The following is a 21851-nucleotide window of genomic DNA, read 5'->3' on the forward strand; positions in this document are numbered from 1 at the left end:
TCTCAGCCCTCCGCGGGAGAGAGGCGCTCCAGCTCCGCCTCGGTCGACTTCAGCAGGTCGCTCCAGGACGCCTCGAACTTCTCGACGCCCTCGTCCTCCAGGACCTGGACCACGTCGTCGTAGGAGATCCCGAGCTTCTCCAGCGCGTCCAGGTCGGCGCGGGCCTGCCCGTAGGTGCCCTTGACGGCGTCGCCTCGGATCTCGCCGTGGTCCTCGGTGGCCTCCAGGGTGGCCTCCGGCATGGTGTTCACCGTGTTCGGCGCCGCCAGCTCCTCGACGTACATGGTGTCCTTGTACGCCTTGTCCTTCACCCCGGTCGACGCCCACAGCGGACGCTGCCTGTTCGCGCCCTCCCGCTCCAGCGCGCTCCACCGGTCGGAGCCGAAGACCTCCTCGTACGCCTGGTAGGCCAGGCGCGCGTTGGCCACGCCCGCCTTGCCGCGCAGCGCCTTGGCCTCGTCGGTGCCCAGCTCGTCGATGCGCCGGTCGATCTCGGTGTCCACGCGGGAGACGAAGAACGACGCCACCGAGTGGATCTTCGACAGGTCCAGACCCTTCTCGCGCGCCTTCTCCAGGCCGCTGAGGTAGGCGTCCATGACCGCGCGGTAGCGCTCGAGGGAGAAGATCAGCGTGACGTTGACGCTGATGCCGTTGGCGATGGTCTCGGTGATCGCCGGCAGACCCGCCTGGGTGGCCGGGATCTTGATGAGGGTGTTGGGGCGGTCGACCAGCCAGGCCAGCTGGCGGGCCTCGGCGACCGTCGCCTTGGTGTCGTGCGCCAGGCGCGGGTCGACCTCGATGGAGACCCGGCCGTCCTGGCCGTCGGTGGCGTCGAAGACGGGGCGCAGGATGTCGGCGGCGTCCCGGACGTCCGCCGTGGTGATCATGCGGATGGCCTCTTCGACGGTGACCCGGCGGGCGGCGAGGTCGGAGAGCTGCTGGTCGTAGCCGTCGCCCTGCGAGATCGCCTTCTGGAAGATCGTCGGGTTGGTGGTGACGCCCACGACGTGCTGCTGGTCGATCAGCTCGGCGAGGTTGCCGGACGTGATCCGCTTGCGCGACAGGTCGTCCAGCCAGATCGCGACGCCTTCATCGGAGAGGCGCTTGAGTGCGTCTGTCATGGAAAATGCATCTCCTACGTGTCTGTCGTATATGAGCGTCAGCGCTGGGCGGCGGCGAGGGATTCCCGGGCCTTCGCGGCCACGTTCTCGGCGGTGAAGCCGTACTCGCGGAAGAGCGTCTTGGCGTCGGCCGAAGCACCGAAGTGCTCCAGGGAGACGATCCGGCCGGCGTCTCCCACGTACTTGTGCCAGGTGAGCCCGACGCCCGCCTCGACCGCGACACGCGCCCGGACGGCCGGCGGCAGCACGCTGTCCCGGTACCCCTGGTCCTGCTCCTCGAACCACTCCACGGACGGCATGGACACGACCCGCGTGGGGACACCCTCGGCCTGCAGCCGCTCGCGCGCCTCGACCGCCACGTGCACCTCGGAGCCGGTGGCGATCAGGATGACCTGCGCCGCAGTGTTCTGCCCGTCGGGCCTTTCGGCCTCGAACATCACGTATCCGCCGCGCGCGGCGTCGTCGTTCGGCTCGTACGTCGGCACGCCCTGGCGGGTGAGCGCCAGACCGTGCGGGGCGCCCTTGCCGAACTCCTTGGTCCAGCGGCGCAGGATCTCGCGCCAGGCGATCGCGGTCTCGTTGGCGTCGGCCGGACGGACGATGTTCAGGCCCGGGATGGCCCGCAGCGAGGCCAGGTGCTCGACCGGCTGGTGGGTCGGGCCGTCCTCGCCCAGACCGATGGAGTCGTGCGTCCACACGTACGTCACCGGGAGGTGCATCAGCGCGGACAGGCGCACCGCGTTGCGCATGTAGTCGGAGAACACCAGGAAGGTGCCGCCGTAGACGCGGGTGTTGCCGTGCAGCGTGATGCCGTTCATCGTCGCGGCCATCGCGTGCTCACGGATGCCGAAGTGGATCGTGCGCCCGTACGGGTTCGCCTCCGGCAGCGGGTTGCCCTCGGGCAGGAACGACGACGTCTTGTCGATCGTCGTGTTGTTCGAGCCGGCCAGGTCGGCCGAGCCGCCCCACAGCTCCGGGATCACCTCGCCGAGGGCCTGGAGCACCTTGCCGGAGGCCGCGCGCGTGGCCACGCCCTTGCCCGCCTCGAACACCGGGATCTTCTCGTCCCAGCCGGTGGGCAGCTCCGCCTCGGCGACGCGGTCGTACTCGGCGGCCCGCTCGGCGTCGGCCTCGCGCCAGGCCTGGAAGGACTTCTCCCACTCCGCCCTGGCCTGCCGGCCGCGCTCCACGGCCTTGCGGGTGTGGCCGAGCACCTCGTCGGAGACCTCGAAGTGCTGCTCGGGGTCGAAGCCGAGGACCCGCTTGGTGGCCGCGACCTCGTCCTCGCCCAGCGCCGAGCCGTGCGCGGCCTCGGTGTTCTGCGCGTGCGGGGCCGGCCAGGCGATGATCGAGCGCATGGCGATGAAGGACGGCCGGTCGGTGACCGCCTTGGCCTCCTGGATCGCCGCGAAGACGGCCCTCGGGTCGAGGTCGCCGTTCTCCTTCGGCTCCACGCGCTGCACATGCCAGCCGTAGGCCTCGTACCGCAGAGCCGTGTCCTCCGAGACGGCCGTCTCGGTGTCGCCCTCGATCGAGATGTGGTTGTCGTCCCACAGCAGGATCAGGTTGCCGAGCTTCTGGTGACCGGCCAGCGAGGACGCCTCCGCGGAGATGCCCTCCTGCAGGCAGCCGTCACCCGCGACGCAGTAGACGAAGTGGTCGAACGGGGACTCGCCGGCCGGTGCCTGGGGGTCGAACAGGCCGCGCTCGTAGCGGGCGGCCATCGCCATGCCCACCGCGTTGGCGACACCCTGGCCGAGCGGGCCGGTCGTGGTCTCCACGCCCGGGGTGTGCCCGTACTCCGGGTGGCCCGGCGTCCTGGAGCCCCAGGTCCGGAAGGACTTCAGATCGTCCAGCTCCAGACCGAAACCGGCCAGGTACAGCTGGGTGTAGAGGGTCAGGGAGGAGTGGCCGGCGGACAGCACGAAGCGGTCGCGCCCCACCCACTGCGGATCGGCCGGGTCGTGCCGCATCACCTTCTGGAAGAGGGTGTAGGCGGCGGGAGCCAGGCTCATCGCCGTGCCGGGATGGCCGTTGCCGACCTTCTGTACGGCATCGGCGGCCAGGAGGCGCGCGGTGTCCACCGCACGCTGGTCCAACTCGGTCCACTCGAGGTCTGTGGTGGTCGGCTTGGTGCTCACCCTGGGTCAGGGCTCCTCTCCACAAGTCGGATGCCGGTACGTCACGCGCACCGGCTGCCGGCGTTCTCGGCGTCGGCCGGCCTTCGTCGAGCCTACCCCCGTAAGGACGTGCGTTTTTTCGAGCCGATCCGGACTGCCGGGACTGTTCACTATCCGCCTCCGGACCGGCCGGGATGGTGTTCGGCAACTCAATACGCAACCGTTCACCCGATCGCTCAATCGAGCTCGAGAAGGGCCCGCACCAACACGACCCCACCCCCGCGAATGTCCGGGTCTGGGCAACGTCTACAGTGGCGTGGTACGCGCGAGCCTTTGCCGTGAATTCACACGGCCGGGCTCGCTGGGATGTCTCTGTCAGGGGTGTGCGTGACGGCCGTCGAATCCCGTCCAGCGGGGGTACTCGGTGCGAGCCAGAGCCCGAGCCACCGGCCGTTCGGGGCCCGTGTCAAGGCGTTCGTGGCACTGACCAAGCCGCGGATCATCGAGCTGCTGCTGATCACCACCGTTCCGGTGATGTTCCTGGCGCAGCAGGGTGTGCCCGACCTGACGCTGGTGCTGCTCACCTGCGTCGGCGGTTATCTGTCCGCGGGCGGCGCCAACGCGCTGAACATGTACATCGACCGCGACATCGACGCGCTCATGGACCGCACCTCGCAGCGGCCGCTGGTGACCGGCATGGTCGGCCCGCGCGAGTGCCTCGTCTTCGGGATCACGCTGGCGGTCGTCTCCACGCTGCTGTTCGGCCTCACCGTCAACTGGCTGTCGGCGTGGCTGTCGCTCGGAGCGCTCCTCTTCTACGTCGTCGTCTACACGATGATCCTCAAGCGGCGCACGTCGCAGAACATCGTGTGGGGCGGCATCGCCGGCTGCATGCCGGTGCTGATCGGCTGGTCCGCGGTCACCAACTCGCTGTCCTGGGCGCCGGTCGTCCTCTTCCTCGTCATCTTCTTCTGGACGCCGCCGCACTACTGGCCGCTGTCGATGAAGGTCCGCGAGGACTACGCGCGCGTGGGTGTGCCGATGCTGCCGGTCATCGCCTCCAACAAGGTGGTCGCCCGGCAGATCGTGATCTACAGCTGGGTGATGGTGGCGGTCTCGCTGCTGCTGACCCCGCTCGGCTACACCGGCTGGTTCTACACGGCGGTGGCGCTGGCGGCGGGTGGCTGGTGGCTGTGGGAGGCGCACGCCCTGCAGAACCGGGCCAAGGCCGAGGTGACGGGCGCGAAGCTGAAGGAGATGCGGCTGTTCCACTGGTCCATCACCTACGTGTCGCTGCTGTTCGTGGCGGTGGCGGTGGATCCGTTCCTGCGCTGACGGTCCCGTACGCTCCTGGACGGGCGGGGTGGGTGGTCAAGGCCACCCGCCCCGCCCGTCGCCGTTTGATCTACCCGCCGGTAGCATCCTGGCCATGGCAGACACGCAGCAGGTTGACCCCAAGGCCGAGCGCAAGGCGACCCGCCTCGCCCAGCGGATCGGCTCCTTCTCCAGGGCCCACGGAGGCGCCGAGGGCCAGGTCGCGTATCTCGGACAGCGCGGCGCCCGCATCGTCCTCGTCGGCGAGGACGGCACCTGGGGCGACCTCGTGGCCCCCACCTACGCCATCGCCAGGACGGCGGTGGAGAAGTCCGGGATCACCGTCCACGAGACGTTCGACGGCGAGTTCGCGGCCAAGGTGAGGACGGGCCCGTACGAGTGGAGCCGCATGGCGGGCATCCAGGTCGGCGGCCCGAGGAACGGCTGAAGCGGAGCCCCGCGGCCCCGGTCACGCACGGACGGGCCGGGGCGCAGGAGCCGTACTGCCCTGCGCCCCGGCCCGTCGGCTGAGCGGTCTCAGGCCTTCGTCAGGGTGGGCTCGGCCGTCGGGCCCGGCAGGTCGGCCACCACCTCGGGGCGCTCGCGCAGCGACAGCAGCACCCGCAGTACCCAGATCCACATCACGCACGAGCCCAGCATGTGCAGGCCCACCAGGACCTCGGGCAGGTGCAGGAAGGTCTGGGCATAACCCAGGGCGCCCTGGGCCAGCAGGACCAGGAACAGTTCGCGGCTCCGCGCCAGCGGGCCCTTCGGCGCGTCGACGGCCTTGAGGAAGAACCACAGGGCGAACGTCAGCGTGACCACGATCCAGGCCAGCACGGCGTGCAGCTTGGCGACCGTCTGCCAGTCGATCGGGATACGGGCGACCTCCTGGGAGTCGCCCGCGTGCGGCCCGGCGCCGGTCACCACCGTGCCGACCGCGATGAGCAGCGCGCTCGCGAGGACGAGGAACCCCACCAGCTGCCGGATCGGCTTGCCGACCAGCGGGCGCGGCCCGGCGTCGCCCTCGCGGGTGCGCTGCCACATCACCGTGGCGACCGCGATCAGCGCCGAGGAGAGCAGGAAGTGCGCGGCGACGGTATACGGGTTCAGGCCGACGAGGACGACGATGCCGCCGAGCACCGCGTTGCCCATGACCACCCAGAACTGAGCCCAGCCCAGCCGGGTGAGGCTGCGCCGCCACGGCTTCTGGGAGCGCGCGGCGACGATCGCCCAGCCGACGGCGGCGCACAGCACGTACGTCAGCAGCCGGTTGCCGAACTCGATCACGCCGTGCAGGCCCATCTCGCTGGTGGTGGTCAGCGAGTCCTCGGTGCACTTGGGCCAGGTCGGACAGCCGAGGCCCGAGCCGGTCAGGCGGACGGCACCGCCGGTGACGACGATGACGACCGCCATGACGAGCGCGGCGAGGGCCGCCCGCTGGACGGTCCTCGGGTGCGGGGTCCAGCGTGCGGCGATGAAGGCGAGCGGGTTGCGCGCGGCGGACACGGCGTCGGCGCGGGTCAGGTTCGGCACGCGTTCCATCGTAGGCCGCCGCTTGTGCACGCTTTCACGAGGGTCCATCGCGCCCTACTCCCAGCGGAAGAACTTTCCGGCGGCGGCGAGGCCCGCCACCGCCCACACGGCGAGGATCCCCAGGTCGCCCCACGGCATCCCGGCGCCGTGCTGGAGCACGTCCCGCAGCCCGTCGGACAGCGCCGAGATGGGCAGCAGGCCCAGCACGTCCTGCGCGCCGGCCGGGAACTTCTCCAGCGGTACGACCACACCGCCGCCGACCAGCAGCAGCAGGAAGACCAGGTTGGCGGCGGCCAGGGTGGCCTCGGCCTTGAGCGTGCCCGCCATCAGCAGGCCCAGCCCGGAGAAGGCGGCCGTGCCGAGGACCAGCAGCAGGAGCACGGCGAACGGGTTGCCGTGCGGCGACCAGCCGAGCGCGAAGGCGATCACGGTCAGCAGCACGATCTGCAGAACCTCGGTGACCAGCACGGACGCCGTCTTGGCGGTCATCAGCCCCCAGCGCGGCAGCGGCGAGGCGGCCAGCCGCTTGAGCACGCCGTAGCGCCGCTCGAAGCCGGTCGCGATGGCCTGCCCGGTGAACGCCGTCGACATCACGGCCAGGGCGAGGACGCCGGGGGCGAGGAAGTCCACGGCCCTGCCCGCGCCGGTGTCCACGATGTCCACGGAGCTGAACAGCACCAGCAGCAGCGTGGGGATGACGACGGTCAGCAGCAGCTGCTCGCCGTTGCGCAGCAGCATCTTCGTCTCCAGCGCCGCCTGCGCCGCGATCATGCGGGGCAGCGGGGCCGCGCCGGGCTTCGGGGTGTACGCACCCGTACCGGTGGCGAGGGTCACGAGCGCAGCTCCTTGCCGGTGAGCTCCAAAAACACGTCCTCCAGTGTGTGCCGCTCGACCGAGATCCGGTCCGGCATCACCCCGTTCTGCGCGCACCAGGACGTCACGGTCGCGAGCAGCTGCGGGTCGACCTTGCCGACGACCCGGTAGGCGCCCGGGGTCAGCTCGGCGGCGGTGCAGTCGGCGGGCAGCGCCTTGAGCAGCGAGCCCACGTCGAGCCCGGGGCGGCCGGTGAAACGCAGGGTGTTCTCGGCGCCACCGCGGCACAGCTCCTCCGGTGAGCCCTGGGCGATGACCCGGCCCGCGTCGATGATCGCGACGTCGTCGGCGAGCTGCTCGGCCTCCTCCATGTGGTGCGTGGTGAGGATCACGGACACGCCGTCGGCGCGCAGGTCGCGCACGAGGTCCCAGGTGGCCCGGCGGGCCTGCGGGTCGAGTCCGGCGGTCGGCTCGTCGAGGAAGACCAGCTCGGGCCGGCCGACGACGGCCATGGCGAGCGCCAGCCGCTGCTGCTGCCCGCCGGACAGCCGGCGGTAGGAGGTCCGCCCGCAGCTGCCGAGCCCGAGCCGTTCGACGAGGGCGTCCACGTCCAGCGGATGGGCGTGCAGCTTGGCGACATGCCGCAGCATCTCGTCCGCCCGCGCCCCCGAGTACACACCCCCGGACTGCAGCATCACGCCGATCCGGGGCCGCAGCTCGGCCGACTGCCTGACGGGGTCGAGGCCCAGGACGCGCACCGTGCCGGAGTCCGGCCGCCGGTACCCCTCGCAGGTCTCGACCGTCGTCGTCTTGCCCGCGCCGTTGGGACCGAGTACGGCGGTCACACCCGCCTGGGCCACCAGGTCGAGGCCGTCCACCGCGGTCTTCGCGCCGTACCGCTTCACCAGAGCCTGAACCTGCACCACGGGCTCACTTCGCATGGGGTCAGAGTCTAGGGACGTGCCCGGTCTCTCCGGCGGGCGGGTGCGTGAAGTCTTCCTCACAGGGCCGGTGCACCGCGAGCCATCGCTCGGCATGGGCCACGGCCTCCGCCACCGTGAACAACCGCACGCCGGCCGCGCCCACCTTTCCCCGCACGACGGGCCGGTCCCGCTCGAAGTCGTGCCCGAGCTCGTCGAACCGCTCGGCGCTGATCGAGACCTCGGTCACGACCTCCCATCCGTCCGGGCCGGGCCGCCCGAGCTCGACGAGCGGTGCCGGGATCCGGTACTCGGCCAGGTGGAAGCTGGTGCAGGAGTCGTAGCCGGCGCCCAGCAGCGGCACCCGGGCGCCCAGGGCCTCCAGCCGGGCCGGCGGGCTGTGCTCGCCCAGGCGGCAGTCGGGCGCGTGCCCTTCGGTGATCTCCGCGGCGCGCGGCCCGATCGCGGCGAACGACGCGTGGGGGTGCGCGCTGCGCAGGGCGCCCGGCCAGGTGCGCACGGTCTCCGGAATCACGCCGACCCCGCGGGTGCGCGTGGTCCGCGGATCGTAGGCGGGCATCGTGGCCCGGATCGTCTCCCACCACTCCTCGGGCACCGGGGGCCGGCTCCACAGCGCCGGATCGGACAGGTCGCCGGAATGGGCGGGGACCACGAGGGTGCCGTCCGGGCCGAGGGCGTCGAGCAGGGCCTGGACGACGGCGACCGGTCCGCCGCAGGCCCGGCCGAGGGAGCTCAGGGAGGAGTGGACCAGGAGGATTTCGCCGGGGCGGACGCCCAGCTCGCGCAGCTGGGTGCTGACGGTGTCGCGCGTGACGAGAGGGCCGGCGGAGGGGGCGGGGGCATGGGCGGCAGTCCGGCGGGCGGGGCCCGGGGGCGCCACCCGGTTCCTCGCGCGAGATCGTTTCCGCAAGTCGGATCAGGTACACCTAAGTGACGCAGCGCACGCCCGCCCGGAGCAGCGTCGCTTGTCAGGCCCTGAGGAATTACGCAACAATGGCGTTGTGAAAAACGTCGGCGAGGCTCGGGAGACCCCCACGGGGGTCCCGCAGGAGGAGTTCGCGACCGGGGAGCGCTCCACGCGCAACCGGGTCGCGCGGTCCATCCTGGACCACGGGCCGTCGACCGTCGCCGAGCTGGCCGGCCGGCTGGGGCTCACCCAGGCCGCCGTACGGCGCCACCTGGACGCCCTGGTCGCCGACGACGTGGTGGAGGCGCGGGAGCAGCGGGTGTACGGCACGCGCGCGCGTGGCCGTCCCGCCAAGGTCTTCGCGCTCACCGACTGCGGCCGGGACGCCTTCGACCAGTCGTACGACGAGCTCGCCGTGGACGCGCTCCGCTGGATCGCCGAGCGGGAGGGCGGGCCGGAGGCGGTCGCGGCCTTCGCCCGGGCCCGCGTCGCCGCGCAGGCGAGCGCGTACCGCGAGGCGATCGAGGCGGCCGGTCCCGACAAACGGACGGAAGCGCTGGCGAAGGCCCTCAGCGCGGACGGGTACGCTGCTACGGCGCGCAGTGCGCCCCTCCCGCACAAGGGTGAGCAGCTCTGCCAGCACCACTGCCCGGTGGCCCACGCCGCGGAGCAGTTCCCGCAACTGTGCGAGGCGGAGACGGAGATCTTCGCCGAGCTGCTGGGGACTCACGTCCAGCGACTGGCGACCATCGCGCACGGCGACGGCGTCTGCACGACGTTCATCCCCAAGATGTCCCAGAACGATCACCGAAGCGACAACGCATCCGCAAGCACGGCCGGGAGGAACCCCGCATGACTCTCCCCACGGAGACTGTCCACCCCGAACTCGAGGGCCTGGGCAACTACGAATACGGCTGGGCCGACTCCGACGAGGCCGGTGCCTCCGCCAGGCGCGGTCTGAACGAGGAAGTCGTCCGGGACATCTCGGCGAAGAAGTCCGAGCCGGAGTGGATGACCAAGCTGCGCCTCAAGGGCCTGAGGCTCTTCGAGAAGAAGCCCATGCCGAACTGGGGCTCGGACCTGTCGGGGATCGACTTCGACAACATCAAGTACTTCGTGCGTTCCACGGAGAAGCAGGCGGAGTCCTGGGAGGACCTGCCCGAGGACATCAGGAACACGTACGACAAGCTCGGCATCCCCGAGGCGGAGAAGCAGCGCCTGGTCGCCGGTGTCGCCGCGCAGTACGAGTCGGAGGTCGTCTACCACCAGATCCGCGAGGACCTGGAGGAGCAGGGCGTCATCTTCCTCGACACCGACACCGCCCTGAAGGAGCACCCGGAGCTCTTCAAGGAGTACTTCGGCACGGTCATCCCGGCCGGCGACAACAAGTTCGCCTCGCTGAACACCGCCGTGTGGTCCGGCGGCTCCTTCATCTACGTCCCGCCGGGCGTCCACGTGGAGATCCCGCTCCAGGCCTACTTCCGCATCAACACGGAGAACATGGGCCAGTTCGAGCGGACCCTGATCATCGTCGACGAGGGTGCCTACGTGCACTACGTCGAGGGCTGCACCGCCCCGATCTACAAGAGCGACTCCCTGCACAGCGCGGTCGTCGAGATCATCGTCAAGAAGAACGCCCGCTGCCGCTACACGACCATCCAGAACTGGTCGAACAACGTCTACAACCTGGTCACCAAGCGCGCCGTGGCCTACGAGGGCGCGACCATGGAGTGGATCGACGGCAACATCGGCTCCAAGGTGACGATGAAGTACCCGGCCGTCTACCTGATGGGCGAGCACGCCAAGGGCGAGACCCTGTCCATCGCCTTCGCGGGCGAGGGGCAGCACCAGGACGCCGGTTCCAAGATGGTCCACATGGCGCCGAACACGTCCTCCAACATCGTCTCCAAGTCCGTGGCGCGCGGCGGCGGCCGTACGTCGTACCGCGGCCTGGTCGAGATCGGCGAGGGCGCCGCCGGATCGAAGTCGAACGTGCTGTGCGACGCGCTGCTCGTCGACACGATCTCCCGGTCGGACACCTACCCCTACGTCGACGTCCGCGAGGACGACGTGTCCATGGGCCACGAGGCCACCGTCTCCAAGGTCTCCGAGGACCAGCTCTTCTACCTGATGAGCCGCGGTCTGTCCGAGGACGAGGCGATGGCGATGATCGTGCGCGGCTTCGTCGAGCCGATCGCCAAGGAACTGCCCATGGAGTACGCGCTGGAACTCAACCGGCTGATCGAGCTGCAGATGGAGGGCGCGGTCGGCTGACGCGCCGTCCGAAGAAGCAGCCGGCGGCCCGCTGACAGCGGGCCGAGGATCGCAACCGCAAGAAAGCGAGCATTACGACAGCCATGGCCGAGGCCCAGAACATCCCGGTGGGTTCCGCCACCACCGGCTCGATCGCGGTCGCCGCCGAGTCGACCGTCGCCACGCGCATGAGCGCGCCCCCCTCCTTCGACGTGGCGGACTTCCCGGTCCCGCACGGCCGCGAGGAGGAGTGGCGGTTCACCCCGCTGGAGCGGCTGCGCGGCCTGCACGACGGCACCGCGACCGCCACCGGCGAGGGCGTGAAGGTGGACGTCCAGGCCCCCGAGGGCGTCACCGTCGAGACCGTCGGCCGCGACGACGCGCGGCTCGGCAGGGCGGGCACCCCGGTGGACCGCGTCGCCGCCCAGGCCTACTCCGCCTTCGAGGAGGCCTCGGTCGTGACCGTCCCCAAGGAGACCGTCCTGACCGAGCCGATCCGCATCGCGGTGCACGGCGAGGGCGGGGTCGCCTACGCCCACCAGGTCATCGAGCTCGGGGCCTTCGCCGAGGCCGTCGTCGTCATCGACCACACCGGTGACGCGGCCCTCGCCGCCAACGTCGACTACCTGCTCGGCGACGGAGCCAAGCTGACCGTCGTCTCCATCCAGGACTGGGACGAGAAGGCCGTGCACGTCGCCCAGCACAACGCGCTGGTCGGCCGGGACGCCTCCCTCAAGTCGATCGTCGTCACCTTCGGCGGTGACGTCGTCCGCCTGCACCCGCGCGTGACGTACGCCGGCACCGGCGGCGAGGTCGAGATGTTCGGCCTGTACTTCACCGACGCCGGCCAGCACCAGGAGCACCGGCTCTTCGTCGACCACAACACCCCGCACTGCAAGTCGCACGTCGTCTACAAGGGCGCGCTCCAGGGCGACGACGCGCACGCCGTGTGGATCGGCGACGTACTGATCGAGGCCGAGGCCGAGGGCACCGACACGTACGAGATGAACCGCAACCTGGTGCTGACCGACGGCGCCCGGGTCGACTCCGTGCCGAACCTGGAGATCGAGACCGGCGAGATCGTCGGCGCCGGCCACGCCTCCGCCACCGGCCGCTTCGACGACGAGCAGCTCTTCTACCTGATGGCCCGCGGCATCCCGGAGCAGGAGGCCCGCCGCCTGGTGGTCCGCGGCTTCTTCGCCGAGCTGGTCCAGCAGATCGGCGTCGCCGACCTCGAGGAGCGCCTGATCGCCAAGATCGAGGAGGAGCTGGAGGCAGCGGTCGCATGAGCCCCGCCTTTGTCCGCGTCTGCGGACTGGACGAGCTGGAGGAGGACACCCCGAAGCGGGTGGAACTCGACGGCACGCCCATCTCCGTGGTGCGCACCGACGGCGAGGTGTTCGCGATCTACGACATCTGCTCGCACGCGAACGTCTCGCTGGCCGAGGGCGAGGTCGACGACTGCCACATCGAGTGCTGGCTGCACGGCTCGCGCTTCGACCTCCGCTCCGGCAAGCCCGACGCGCTCCCCGCGACGCGCCCCGTCCCCGTATACCCCGTAAAGATCGAAGGGGACGACGTTCTCGTCTCCCTCACCCAGGAGTCCTGAGGCACCCATGGCAACGCTTGAAATCCGAGACCTGCACGTCACCGTCGAGGCCGACAACGCCACGAAGGAAATCCTCAAGGGCGTCGACCTCACCGTGAAGCAGGGCGAGACGCACGCCATCATGGGCCCCAACGGCTCGGGCAAGTCGACCCTCGCCTACGCCCTCGCCGGCCACCCCAAGTACACCGTCTCGGGCGGCACGGTCACCCTGGACGGCGAGGACGTCCTGGAGATGCCCGTCGACGAGCGCGCCCGCGCGGGCCTGTTCCTGGCCATGCAGTACCCGGTCGAGGTCCCCGGCGTCTCGGTCTCCAACTTCCTGCGCACCTCCGCGACCGCGATCCGCGGCGAGGCCCCCAAGCTGCGCACCTGGGTGAAGGAGGTCAAGGAGGCCATGGAGCGCCTCAACATGGACCCCGCCTTCGCCGAGCGCAACGTCAACGAGGGCTTCTCCGGCGGTGAGAAGAAGCGGCACGAGATCCTTCAGCTGGAGCTGCTCAAGCCGAAGATCGCGGTGCTCGACGAGACCGACTCCGGCCTGGACGTCGACGCCCTGCGCATCGTCTCCGAGGGCGTGAACCGGGTCCGTGAGAACGGTCAGGTCGGCACCCTGCTGATCACCCACTACACGCGCATCCTGCGCTACATCAAGCCCGACCAGGTCCACGTGTTCGCCGACGGCCGCATCGTCGAGTCCGGCGGCCCGGAGCTCGCGGACAAGCTGGAGAACGAGGGCTACGAGGCATACGTGAAGGGTGGCGCATCCGCGTGACACAGCTGCCGGGCCTCCTCGACACCGAGGCGCTCCGCAAGGACTTCCCCGTCCTGGACCGGCTGGTCCACGACGGCAGGAAGCTCGTGTACCTGGACAACGCGGCGACCTCGCAGAAGCCGCGCCAGGTGCTGGACGCCCTGAGCGAGTACTACGAGAGCTACAACGCCAACGTCCACCGCGGTGTGCACGTGCTCGCCGAGGAGGCCACGGCGCTGTACGAGGGCGCGCGCGACAAGGTCGCCGCGTTCATCAACGCGCCCAGCCGCGACGAGGTGATCTTCACCAAGAACGCCTCCGAGTCGCTCAACCTCGTCGCGAACATGCTCGGCTGGGCCGACGAGCCCTACCGCGTGGACCACGAGACCGAGATCGTCATCACGGAGATGGAGCACCACTCCAACATCGTTCCCTGGCAGCTGCTGGCGCAGCGCACGGGCGCGAAGCTGAAGTGGTTCGGCCTGACCGACGACGGCCGCCTGGACCTGTCGAACCTCGACGAGGTCATCACGGAGAAGACGAAGATCGTCTCCTTCGTGCTGGTGTCCAACATCCTCGGCACCGTCAACCCGGTCGAGGCGATAGTCCGCCGGGCGCAGGAGGTCGGCGCCCTGGTCTGCGTCGACGCCTCGCAGGCCGCCCCGCACATGCCGCTGGACGTGCAGGCCCTGCAGGCCGACTTCGTGGCCTTCACCGGCCACAAGATGTGCGGTCCGACCGGCATCGGCGTGCTCTGGGGCCGTCAGGAACTCCTGGAGGACCTGCCTCCGTTCCTCGGCGGCGGCGAGATGATCGAGACGGTGTCGATGCACTCGTCGACGTACGCTCCCGCCCCGCACAAGTTCGAGGCGGGCACCCCGCCGATCGCGCAGGCGGTCGGACTGGGCGCGGCGATCGACTACCTGAACGCGATCGGGATGGACAGGATTTTCGCCCATGAGCACGCGCTCACCGAGTACGCGGTGAAGCGGCTGGCGGAGGTCCCCGACCTCAGGATCATCGGCCCGACCACGGCCGAGGACCGCGGGGCCGCCATCTCCTTCACCCTCGGTGACATCCACCCGCACGACGTGGGCCAGGTCCTCGACGAGCAGGGCATCGCGGTGCGCGTGGGCCACCACTGCGCACGGCCCGTCTGCCTGCGGTACGGAATTCCTGCGACCACGCGAGCGTCGTTCTATCTGTACTCCACGCCGGCCGAGATCGACGCACTGGTCGACGGCCTGGAGCACGTACGGAACTTCTTCGGCTGACGGGACGGGACGAGCGATCGGATGAAGCTGGATTCGATGTACCAGGAAGTCATCCTGGACCACTACAAGAACCCGCACGGGCGTGGTCTTCGGGATGGCGACGCCGAGGTGCACCACGTGAACCCGACGTGCGGCGACGAGATCACCCTCCGAGTGAAGTACGACGGCACCACGATCAAAGACGTCTCGTACGAGGGCCAGGGCTGCTCCATCAGCCAGGCCTCGGCCTCCGTACTGAACGAACTCCTCGTCGGCAAGGAGCTGGCCGAGGCGCAGAAGATCCAGGAGACCTTCCTGGAGCTGATGCAGTCCAAGGGCAGGATCGAGCCCGACGACGCGATGGAGGACGTCCTGGAGGACGCGGTGGCGTTCGCCGGGGTGTCCAAGTACCCGGCCCGGGTCAAGTGCGCCCTGCTGAGCTGGATGGCCTGGAAGGACGCGACGGCCCAGGCGCTGGACGGCGCCGACGCCGAAAGGAAGACGGCATGAGCGAGACCGTGGAGATGAAGCCGGCCTCGGAGGAGGAGGTCCGGGAGGCCCTGATGGACGTCGTCGACCCCGAGCTGGGCATCGACGTCGTCAACCTGGGCCTGATCTACGGCATCCACATCGACGAGTCGAACATCGCGACCGTCGACATGACCCTGACGTCGGCGGCCTGCCCGCTGACGGATGTCATCGAGGACCAGGCCAGGTCCGCCACGGACGGCCTCGTCAGCGAGCTGCGCATCAACTGGGTCTGGATGCCGCCGTGGGGCCCGGACAAGATCACGGACGACGGCCGCGAGCAACTGCGGGCGCTGGGCTTCAACGTCTGAGCTTGAGGTTTAACGTCGCTGGTCACTCGACCTGCTGAGATCAGCGAGATCCGGGCATGTGCAGGGCGGCCGTTCGCCACGCTTCGAGATGTCGAGTAACGAAGTGCGAGAGAACGGCCGCTGCCCATGAGTCTGCCCGTCGATCCGCCCACGTGCGAGGCGTTGGGCCTGTTGTCCCGCTTTCGGGTCGAGTTCTACGAGTGCCTGTACAGCCGCGCGGATGCGCTCTTCGAGCTCACCGACGCGGTGCTGTGCGCGGACGGGCCGGTGAAAACCCTGGTCGAGCTCTCCTTGGCGGCCGAGCACCGGCGGGGACATGGCGCGCTGTACGCCGCCCTGGACCGTGGCTGGCTGGAGCCGACACGGTTGCGCCGCACGCTGGCGGGCCTGCCGCTGCCGAAAGCAGCCGACGGACGGATCGTGCTCGCGGTGGACGTGTCGCACTGGCTGCGGCCCGACGCTCCCACCAGCGGCGAGCGGCTGTTCTGCCATGTCTACGGACGCGGCGACCGCAGCTCGGACCAGCTGGTGCCCGGCTGGCCCTACTCCTTCGTCGCGGCCCTGGAGTCCGGCCGCACCTCCTGGGTCGCGTTGCTGGACGCGGTCCGCCTGGGCCCGGCCGATGACGCGACCACCGTCACTGCCGCCCAACTCCGCGATGTCGTCGAGCGGTTGACGAGCGCAGGCCACTGGAGACCGGGCGATCCGGACATCCTGATCGTGATGGACTCCGGCTACGACGTCGCCTACCTGACCCACGCTCTCGCCGACCTGCCCGTCGTGCTGGTCGGGCGCCTGCGCTCGGACCGCGTCATGCTCCGCGACCCCGGCCCCGCCCGGTCGGGTCCCCGAGGCGGGCGTCCCCGTCGGCATGGCGGCGTCCTCACGTTCAAGAAGCCCGACAGCTGGCACGAGCCCGACGTCACGACCGCCACGGACACCACCCGCTACGGCACGGCCACCGCGACGGCCTGGGACCGGATGCACCCCCGGCTCACCCACCGCGGACCCTGGCTGAACCACGCCAAGGAAGAACTCCCCGTCCTGCACGGCACGCTGATCCGCCTGAAAGTCGAGCACCTGCCCGGTGACCGCGACCCGAAACCGGTCTGGCTGTGGTGCTCGGCCACCGCCGCCGCACCGGCGGATGTGGACCGCTGGTGGCAGTCGTTCCTCCGCCGCTTCGACCTGGAGCACACCTTCCGGCTGATGAAACAGACCCTGGGCTGGACCGCCCCGAAGGTCAGGAATCCCGACACGGCCGACCTGTGGACCTGGCTGATCATCGCCGCACACACCCAGCTCCGCCTCGCCCGGCCCCTCGCCGAGGACCTCCGCCGGCCCTGGGAACGGCCCGCGGAACCCCGCCGTCTCACCCCCGCCCGGGTCCGCCGGGGGTTTCGCAACGTCCGCGCGACAGCAGCCCGCCCGGCAAGCGCGCCGAAACCGTCCCGACCAGGCCCTGGACGGCCTCCGGGCTCGAAGAACAAGCAACGGGCCAGGCGCCACGACGTCGGCAAGACCGTCAAACGCGCCGAATCGATCAAGGAACACCAAGCCCAGCGAGGTTAAACGTCAAGCTGAGATCCACGAGCGAACGAGCGCACGGGCGTGCGTAGGAGAAACGGCGAGGTCCGCTGGGACCTCGCCGTTTCCCGTGCCCGGCGGGTGCTCAGGCCAGGCCGCCCACCAGGCGGAAGGCCGAGTCGGCGACGTACAGGTCGCCGTTCTGGGACGGATCCAGCCGCAGCTGGAAGTTCTGGTGGCGCAGGAAGCGGCCGGGGTAGTTCACCGACTCCAGCATGACCGCGCCGGCGTGAACGGAGGCGCGGGGGCAGAAGGTGGCGTCCTGGCGGAACAGGACGGAGCCGTCGCCGGGCTCGGCGCGCAGCAGGAAGCCGCGGTGACGCAGGTAGCCGCCGTCGGCCGTGACGAAGGAGTGACAGGAGGCGTCCGCCAGTCCGTCGACCAACCGGAAGGTGGCCTCGCGCCGGGCCGAGTCGGAGCCGACCGGGCCGAGCTTCACAAGGCCGCCGCCCACCTGCCAGTAGCGGTCGGAGTAGTTGACCGAGCGGAGCGACACCCAGGTGGCCGAGGGCTGCGGCGGGATCGAGGAACTGCCGTGACCCGGCGCGGACTTGACGGGTGCGGCCGGGGCCGTGGAGGCGGGCGCGGGGTCGTCACGCCGGGGTGTGGCCGACGCGGTGGGCGTGGTCGACGCGGGCGGTGTGCCGGACGGCCGCTTCGGGGAAGCGCTCGCACTCGCCGAAGGGGAGGCGAAGGAGAGCAGGCCCGGGCCGTCGGCGAGGGTCAGGGGTGCCTGCCCCGCGGGTGACGCCTCGTCGGATCGGTCGCGGCCCACCGATATCGCCGTGACGGCGGCGACGACGGTGGCCAGCGCGAGGGCGCCGGCCAGCCACAGTCGCCGGGTACCGGGGATGCGGGAGCCTTCGGGAGCCCAGCCGCTCTCCCAGGGTGGGAGCTGCGGGGGCTGGGAGGGGATTTTTGGCATGCGCAGTTCCTTCAGCGGCGCTCAGAGCGACGCCGCCGGGACGTGAGGGGTGGTGGTTGAACTCTGAAACACTAGTGGACCAGTGACCTCGGAGGGGCCGTTTCGGCGAGTGATGTCCCTGAGACCTCAACTTCTCTCGGTGTACCGCCCGTTGAGTCGTTTCACCCACCGATCACCCACCGATCACCCACCGTGTACGGCCGTACGCCGCGCTCTCTACGCTCCCTGCATGGGATATCTGATGCTCGCCGCTGCTATCGCCGCGGAAGTCGCCGCCACGACCGCCATGAAGTACAGCGAGGGCTTCAGCAGACTCGGACCCTCGCTGGTGACGCTCGTCGGCTACGTCGTCTCCTTCGCGCTGCTCGCCCAGACCCTCAAGACCCTGTCCATCGGCACGGCCTACGCGATCTGGTCCGGCGTCGGCACCGCGGCCGTGGCCGCGATCGGCCTGGTGCTCTTCGGCGAGGGGCTGACCCTGGCCAAGGTCGCCGGGATCGTGCTGATCATCGGCGGGGTGGTGGTGCTGAGCCTGGGCGGCGCCCACTGACCCGGAGCGGGAGTTCGGCCGTGCCGACCGGCACATGAGACGGTGTCGGCACCGGTTCGCCGGTGCGCGCGGGGGCGGGTTAGGTTTCCTTCTATGACCGACACGACTGCTCCCCGCTCCACCGGCGCCGTGGCCGCCGGACTCGCCACGATCGCCGCCGACGGCACCGTTCTCGACACCTGGTTCCCCGCGCCCGAGCTGACGGCCGAGCCCGGCCCGGCCGGGACCGAGCGGCTGTCCGCCGAGCGGGCCGCGGAGCTGCTCGGCGGCGGCGCGACCGCGGCGACCGGGCCGGACGCCCGCCGGGGCGTCGAGGTGGTCGCGGTCCGCACGGTCATCGCCTCGCTCGACGAGAAGCCGATCGACGCGCACGACGTCTACCTGCGCCTGCACCTGCTCTCCCACCGGCTGGTCAAGCCGCACGGACTGAGCCTGGACGGCATCTTCGGCTTCCTCGCCAACGTCGCCTGGACCTCGCTCGGCCCGATCGCCGTCGACGACGTCGAGAAGGTGCGCCTGAACGCCCGCGCCGAGGGCCTGCACCTGCAGGTGACCTCCGTCGACAAGTTCCCGCGCATGACGGACTACGTCGTCCCCAAGGGCGTCCGCATCGCCGACGCCGACCGCGTCCGCCTCGGCGCGCACCTCGCTGAGGGCACCACCGTGATGCACGAGGGATTCGTCAACTTCAACGCCGGCACGCTCGGCACCTCCATGGTCGAGGGCCGTATCTCCGCAGGCGTCGTGATCGGCGACGGCTCGGACATCGGCGGCGGCGCCTCCACCATGGGCACGCTCTCCGGTGGCGGCAACGTGATCATCTCCGTCGGCGAGCGCTGCCTGATCGGCGCCGAGGCGGGCGTGGGCATCGCGCTCGGCGACGAGTGCGTGGTCGAGGCCGGCCTCTACGTCACCGCGGGCACCCGTGTGACCATGCCCGACGGCGAGATCGTCAAGGCCCGCGACCTCTCCGGCGCCTCCAACATCCTCTTCCGCCGCAACTCGGTCACCGGCGCGGTCGAGGCCTGCCCCAACAACGCGGTCTGGGGCGGCCTGAACGAGATCCTGCACAGCCACAACTGATCACCGGAGGCCGTGACCTGCGGCCGCCTAAGCGATCAACGTCCTGACCTGCTGCTGAGCTGTCGGCAGTTGTCGACGTTGGTCATCATCGAGCGCCCTTCCACGGCCCCAGGACGGCCCGGGAGGGCGCTCGTGCGTGAACACCGCATTAGGAGTTCGATCACTCCTCGGCACTGCCGGGGAACCACCCGGTCACACTGGCCGTGTCGGATCGCCCAGGAGTGCCGGCGTCCGGCGTCGTTGATGTCACTCGTAGATGTCAGAACGGAGCCACCCGCGCTCGCTCGCTGGCACGATGATCCCGTGGTTGACCTGGAGCGCATCAAAGCAGAGACCGTGGCGTACTTCCGAGCACTCGATGAGAACGCCACCCTGCGGCACCACTTCCGCGGCACTGACGAGGAGGGCGGCTTGTGGTACTTCGAGGCCGTACCCGACCGCGGCGAGTTGATCGCCATCAAGCAAGCCGAGCTGACTCCGGCCGGCCGACTCCACCGGTACAGCTGGGAGCACCTGGAGGACGAACACGGCTTCCTGACGGACCAGGCGATCGATCCTGAAGAGGACCTGCTGGAGGCCATCCCGGCAGAGGAGTTCCAGCGGGTGTGGACGCGGTGAGCGGGCTGGACAACCACTTCAGGAGCGAGGTTGGGCGATCACGCGTGTGACCTGCGGATTCCGTACCGTGGGCAGAGTCCGGCCGAACTTACCCCTGTGGACCCCGGTTCCCCGTGAGTCCCCGTCCGTTCTGGCACGGGAGTGGCACGGCCACGGGACCGTGCCTTGGGCCCCTCGATGCGAACTACGGGCGGGACGGTCGCTGAGGTCTGCCGCGCTGTTCAGACGGGTTGTGGGAGGCACGGACGGTCGGCACCGGCCGGCGGAGTTGCTGTACTTCGCTGCTGTACAGCAACCAGATGCGCGATGTACAACATCGGCATGATGACTCAACCGACGCGGGCGATGTGGTGGGCCGAGATGGCAGTCTTCCTTACCGCAGCCGCCGCGACCCTCACGGCGATCGCGTTTCTGGTGTCGTTGGCAGCCGGGTGAAGTTCCCCCCGCTGCCACGTGACCCTTGACGTCGTGCCGATCGCGCTGTCCATCGGCGTCGGTATCTTCGTGAGCAGTCGGTTCAGGGCGTGGGGGTTGCGTCGCAGAGCCGCGTGCCACACACAACCTTGAAATCTGCCGGCTCAGCCTTCCCAGGTTCGAATCCTGGCGCCGCCACTCTCGTGGGAATCGGCCCCTGACCAGCAAGTTTGGTCGGGGGCCGCTCTCTTTTCCACCCACCCCCTGTGCCCGTGGTTCCCCGTGGTTCCCCCGTCGTTCTGGCATGCTCGTGGCACGAGGTCGCGACCTTGATCACGTGGTGTACGAAGCCTGGCCCAGTCAGCGTCGCCGCCCGCCCTGGAGCACCTGTTTGGAAGATCGCGTACCCGGATTTGGGCTGAGCTGGCGTGACGCTGAACTGTGAGTTCTCCGGGCACTCGCCGACGATCCCCGTTGTTCCCCGCTGTTTGCTGCTCGATCGGGCATGCGGAGGGCACGTGTGCTCCTCCGCCGCACCTTCGGCCGCCAGACGGCAGACCCGTTGCAAGAAGACCCTACTGCGCCCTCCCCGGGCTGTGAGAGGCTCGGACTGCCTCGTAGTCTCGTTCCGTCAACACGGTAAGGACGGGGGCGTTCACTCGATGGCAAAGCCGGTACGTGCAGCACTGGGGGAAGTCTGGCTCACCTGCCAGGTCTGCCAAGGAGACCTGTTCCGAGAGCGGGAAGTCCTGCTCAACAGCACCGGCATGGAGTTCATGAAGTTGGCCTGGGCCAACGAGAGCGCCACCGGGCTGATCTGCTGGCGGTGCGGCTACGTCCACCTCTTCGTCAACAGGGACATCAAGCTCTACCGAGCGGACAAGTAACGGAGGGAGACGCTGACCTGGGCGGCACTGGGGCATCGCGCGCGGGTCAACTCATCTCGCGTTCCTCGAGCTTGAGCATCTCGTCCGTATGGAGCGTGAGCCGGGGCACGAGGTCGGTGGAGTCTCAATGGACGTGGCAAGCGTCGGCAACTGCGATCAGTAGCCGGTCTACTGATCACCGGTCCCGCTGACCAGCGGGCCTGAAGAAGCCCACGGCTCTGACCAGTTCAGATGCCGTGGGCTTCGGTCGTTGTCGGTCGGCGTCGGGTGGCCTCGGACGGCCCAGAGACGGCCCGGACATCGCACCGGGCCTCCGCTGTGGGCTGGGTC

The 21851-nt window shown here is 69.9% G+C and carries 23 protein-coding genes; 16 read left to right on the forward strand and 7 right to left on the reverse strand.

Annotated elements, in window-relative coordinates:
* Positions 1-2 precede the first annotated feature (2 nt).
* Together tal and tkt are read right to left on the reverse strand one after the other, a co-directional pair.
* Entirely contained in the window at positions 3-1121 is a 1119-nt protein-coding gene (gene tal, locus ACX25U_RS27630) for a transaldolase (RefSeq protein ID WP_454383891.1), read from the reverse strand.
* 38 nt (positions 1122-1159) lie between these two features.
* The gene (gene tkt, locus ACX25U_RS27635; protein ID WP_454383892.1) at positions 1160-3262 is read right to left on the reverse strand and encodes a transketolase; all 2103 of its coding nucleotides are present in this window, start codon (positions 3260-3262) and stop codon (positions 1160-1162) included.
* A 345-nt stretch (positions 3263-3607) separates the two neighbouring features.
* On the opposite strand from tkt, the gene ACX25U_RS27640 reads away from it, so the two are divergent.
* Both ACX25U_RS27640 and ACX25U_RS27645 read left to right on the forward strand, forming a co-directional pair.
* Positions 3608-4576 (forward strand): heme o synthase, encoded by a 969-nt coding sequence (locus ACX25U_RS27640; RefSeq protein WP_454383893.1) that lies wholly within the window; start codon positions 3608-3610, stop codon positions 4574-4576.
* A gap of 94 nt (positions 4577-4670) precedes the next feature.
* The gene (locus ACX25U_RS27645; RefSeq protein ID WP_454383894.1) at positions 4671-5003 is read left to right on the forward strand and encodes a hypothetical protein; all 333 of its coding nucleotides are present in this window, start codon (positions 4671-4673) and stop codon (positions 5001-5003) included.
* Between the two features lie 89 nt (positions 5004-5092).
* On the opposite strand, the gene ACX25U_RS27650 is transcribed toward ACX25U_RS27645, so the two are convergent.
* Genes ACX25U_RS27650 through ACX25U_RS27665 form a run of 4 tightly spaced genes read right to left on the reverse strand, consistent with a single transcriptional unit; the run spans position 5093 to position 8725 of the window.
* On the reverse strand, positions 5093-6100 hold the full coding sequence (locus tag ACX25U_RS27650; protein ID WP_454383895.1) for a COX15/CtaA family protein: 1008 nt from the start codon (positions 6098-6100) through the stop codon (positions 5093-5095).
* A gap of 45 nt (positions 6101-6145) precedes the next feature.
* Complete coding sequence (locus ACX25U_RS27655; RefSeq protein WP_454394541.1) at positions 6146-6862, reverse strand: ABC transporter permease; 717 nt, start codon at positions 6860-6862, stop codon at positions 6146-6148.
* 59 nt (positions 6863-6921) lie between these two features.
* Positions 6922-7845 (reverse strand): ABC transporter ATP-binding protein, encoded by a 924-nt coding sequence (locus tag ACX25U_RS27660; RefSeq protein ID WP_454383896.1) that lies wholly within the window; start codon positions 7843-7845, stop codon positions 6922-6924.
* Between the two features lie 4 nt (positions 7846-7849).
* The gene (locus tag ACX25U_RS27665) at positions 7850-8725 is read right to left on the reverse strand and encodes an aminoglycoside N(3)-acetyltransferase (protein ID WP_454383897.1); all 876 of its coding nucleotides are present in this window, start codon (positions 8723-8725) and stop codon (positions 7850-7852) included.
* A 121-nt stretch (positions 8726-8846) separates the two neighbouring features.
* Between ACX25U_RS27665 and ACX25U_RS27670 the strand changes: the two genes are divergently transcribed.
* The 9 genes from ACX25U_RS27670 to ACX25U_RS27710 all read left to right on the forward strand — a co-directional run bounded on the left by ACX25U_RS27670 (position 8847) and on the right by ACX25U_RS27710 (position 17029).
* The gene (locus tag ACX25U_RS27670; RefSeq protein ID WP_454383898.1) at positions 8847-9608 is read left to right on the forward strand and encodes a helix-turn-helix transcriptional regulator; all 762 of its coding nucleotides are present in this window, start codon (positions 8847-8849) and stop codon (positions 9606-9608) included.
* The gene (gene sufB / locus ACX25U_RS27675; RefSeq protein WP_454383899.1) at positions 9605-11026 is read left to right on the forward strand and encodes a Fe-S cluster assembly protein SufB; all 1422 of its coding nucleotides are present in this window, start codon (positions 9605-9607) and stop codon (positions 11024-11026) included. The genes ACX25U_RS27670 and sufB overlap by 4 nt, the downstream gene beginning before the upstream one ends.
* Before the next feature lie 83 nt (positions 11027-11109).
* The gene (gene sufD / locus ACX25U_RS27680; protein ID WP_454383900.1) at positions 11110-12294 is read left to right on the forward strand and encodes a Fe-S cluster assembly protein SufD; all 1185 of its coding nucleotides are present in this window, start codon (positions 11110-11112) and stop codon (positions 12292-12294) included.
* Positions 12291-12614: a non-heme iron oxygenase ferredoxin subunit gene (locus tag ACX25U_RS27685; protein WP_111002676.1), complete on the forward strand. Its 324-nt coding sequence runs from the start codon at positions 12291-12293 to the stop codon at positions 12612-12614. Before sufD ends, ACX25U_RS27685 begins: the two co-directional genes overlap by 4 nt.
* Positions 12615-12621: 7 nt before the next feature.
* Positions 12622-13386, forward strand: a complete 765-nt coding sequence (gene sufC / locus ACX25U_RS27690; RefSeq protein ID WP_454383901.1) for a Fe-S cluster assembly ATPase SufC — start codon at positions 12622-12624, stop codon at positions 13384-13386.
* The gene (locus ACX25U_RS27695; RefSeq protein WP_454383902.1) at positions 13383-14639 is read left to right on the forward strand and encodes a cysteine desulfurase; all 1257 of its coding nucleotides are present in this window, start codon (positions 13383-13385) and stop codon (positions 14637-14639) included. Before sufC ends, ACX25U_RS27695 begins: the two co-directional genes overlap by 4 nt.
* 21 nt (positions 14640-14660) lie before the next feature.
* A complete protein-coding gene (sufU, locus tag ACX25U_RS27700; protein ID WP_454383903.1) occupies positions 14661-15128 on the forward strand; it encodes a Fe-S cluster assembly sulfur transfer protein SufU in 468 nt (155 codons plus the stop codon).
* A complete protein-coding gene (locus ACX25U_RS27705) occupies positions 15125-15457 on the forward strand; it encodes a metal-sulfur cluster assembly factor (RefSeq protein WP_454383904.1) in 333 nt (110 codons plus the stop codon). Before sufU ends, ACX25U_RS27705 begins: the two co-directional genes overlap by 4 nt.
* A 126-nt stretch (positions 15458-15583) precedes the next feature.
* Positions 15584-17029: an NF041680 family putative transposase gene (locus tag ACX25U_RS27710; protein WP_454383905.1), complete on the forward strand. Its 1446-nt coding sequence runs from the start codon at positions 15584-15586 to the stop codon at positions 17027-17029.
* A 100-nt stretch (positions 17030-17129) separates the two neighbouring features.
* Here ACX25U_RS27710 and ACX25U_RS27715 read toward each other — a convergent pair whose 3' ends face one another.
* Positions 17130-17969 carry an AbfB domain-containing protein gene (locus tag ACX25U_RS27715; RefSeq protein ID WP_454383906.1) on the reverse strand — a complete coding sequence of 280 codons (840 nt, stop codon included), beginning with the start codon at positions 17967-17969 and terminating at the stop codon, positions 17130-17132.
* A 229-nt stretch (positions 17970-18198) separates the two neighbouring features.
* Between ACX25U_RS27715 and ACX25U_RS27720 the strand changes: the two genes are divergently transcribed.
* From ACX25U_RS27720 to ACX25U_RS27740, 5 genes are all read left to right on the forward strand, one after another.
* Positions 18199-18519 (forward strand): DMT family transporter, encoded by a 321-nt coding sequence (locus tag ACX25U_RS27720; protein WP_454383907.1) that lies wholly within the window; start codon positions 18199-18201, stop codon positions 18517-18519.
* A 93-nt stretch (positions 18520-18612) separates the two neighbouring features.
* Entirely contained in the window at positions 18613-19602 is a 990-nt protein-coding gene (dapD, locus tag ACX25U_RS27725) for a 2,3,4,5-tetrahydropyridine-2,6-dicarboxylate N-succinyltransferase (protein WP_454383908.1), read from the forward strand.
* Positions 19603-19905: 303 nt separating this feature from the next.
* Positions 19906-20220, forward strand: a complete 315-nt coding sequence (locus ACX25U_RS27730; RefSeq protein ID WP_454383909.1) for a hypothetical protein — start codon at positions 19906-19908, stop codon at positions 20218-20220.
* A gap of 306 nt (positions 20221-20526) precedes the next feature.
* Positions 20527-20655: a hypothetical protein gene (locus ACX25U_RS27735; protein ID WP_454383910.1), complete on the forward strand. Its 129-nt coding sequence runs from the start codon at positions 20527-20529 to the stop codon at positions 20653-20655.
* A gap of 641 nt (positions 20656-21296) precedes the next feature.
* Positions 21297-21521, forward strand: coding sequence for a hypothetical protein (locus ACX25U_RS27740; RefSeq protein ID WP_388353836.1), 225 nt, complete (start codon positions 21297-21299; stop codon positions 21519-21521).
* Positions 21522-21851 lie beyond the last annotated feature (330 nt).

It is taken from the genome of Streptomyces sp. JNUCC 63 (assembly GCF_054366325.1).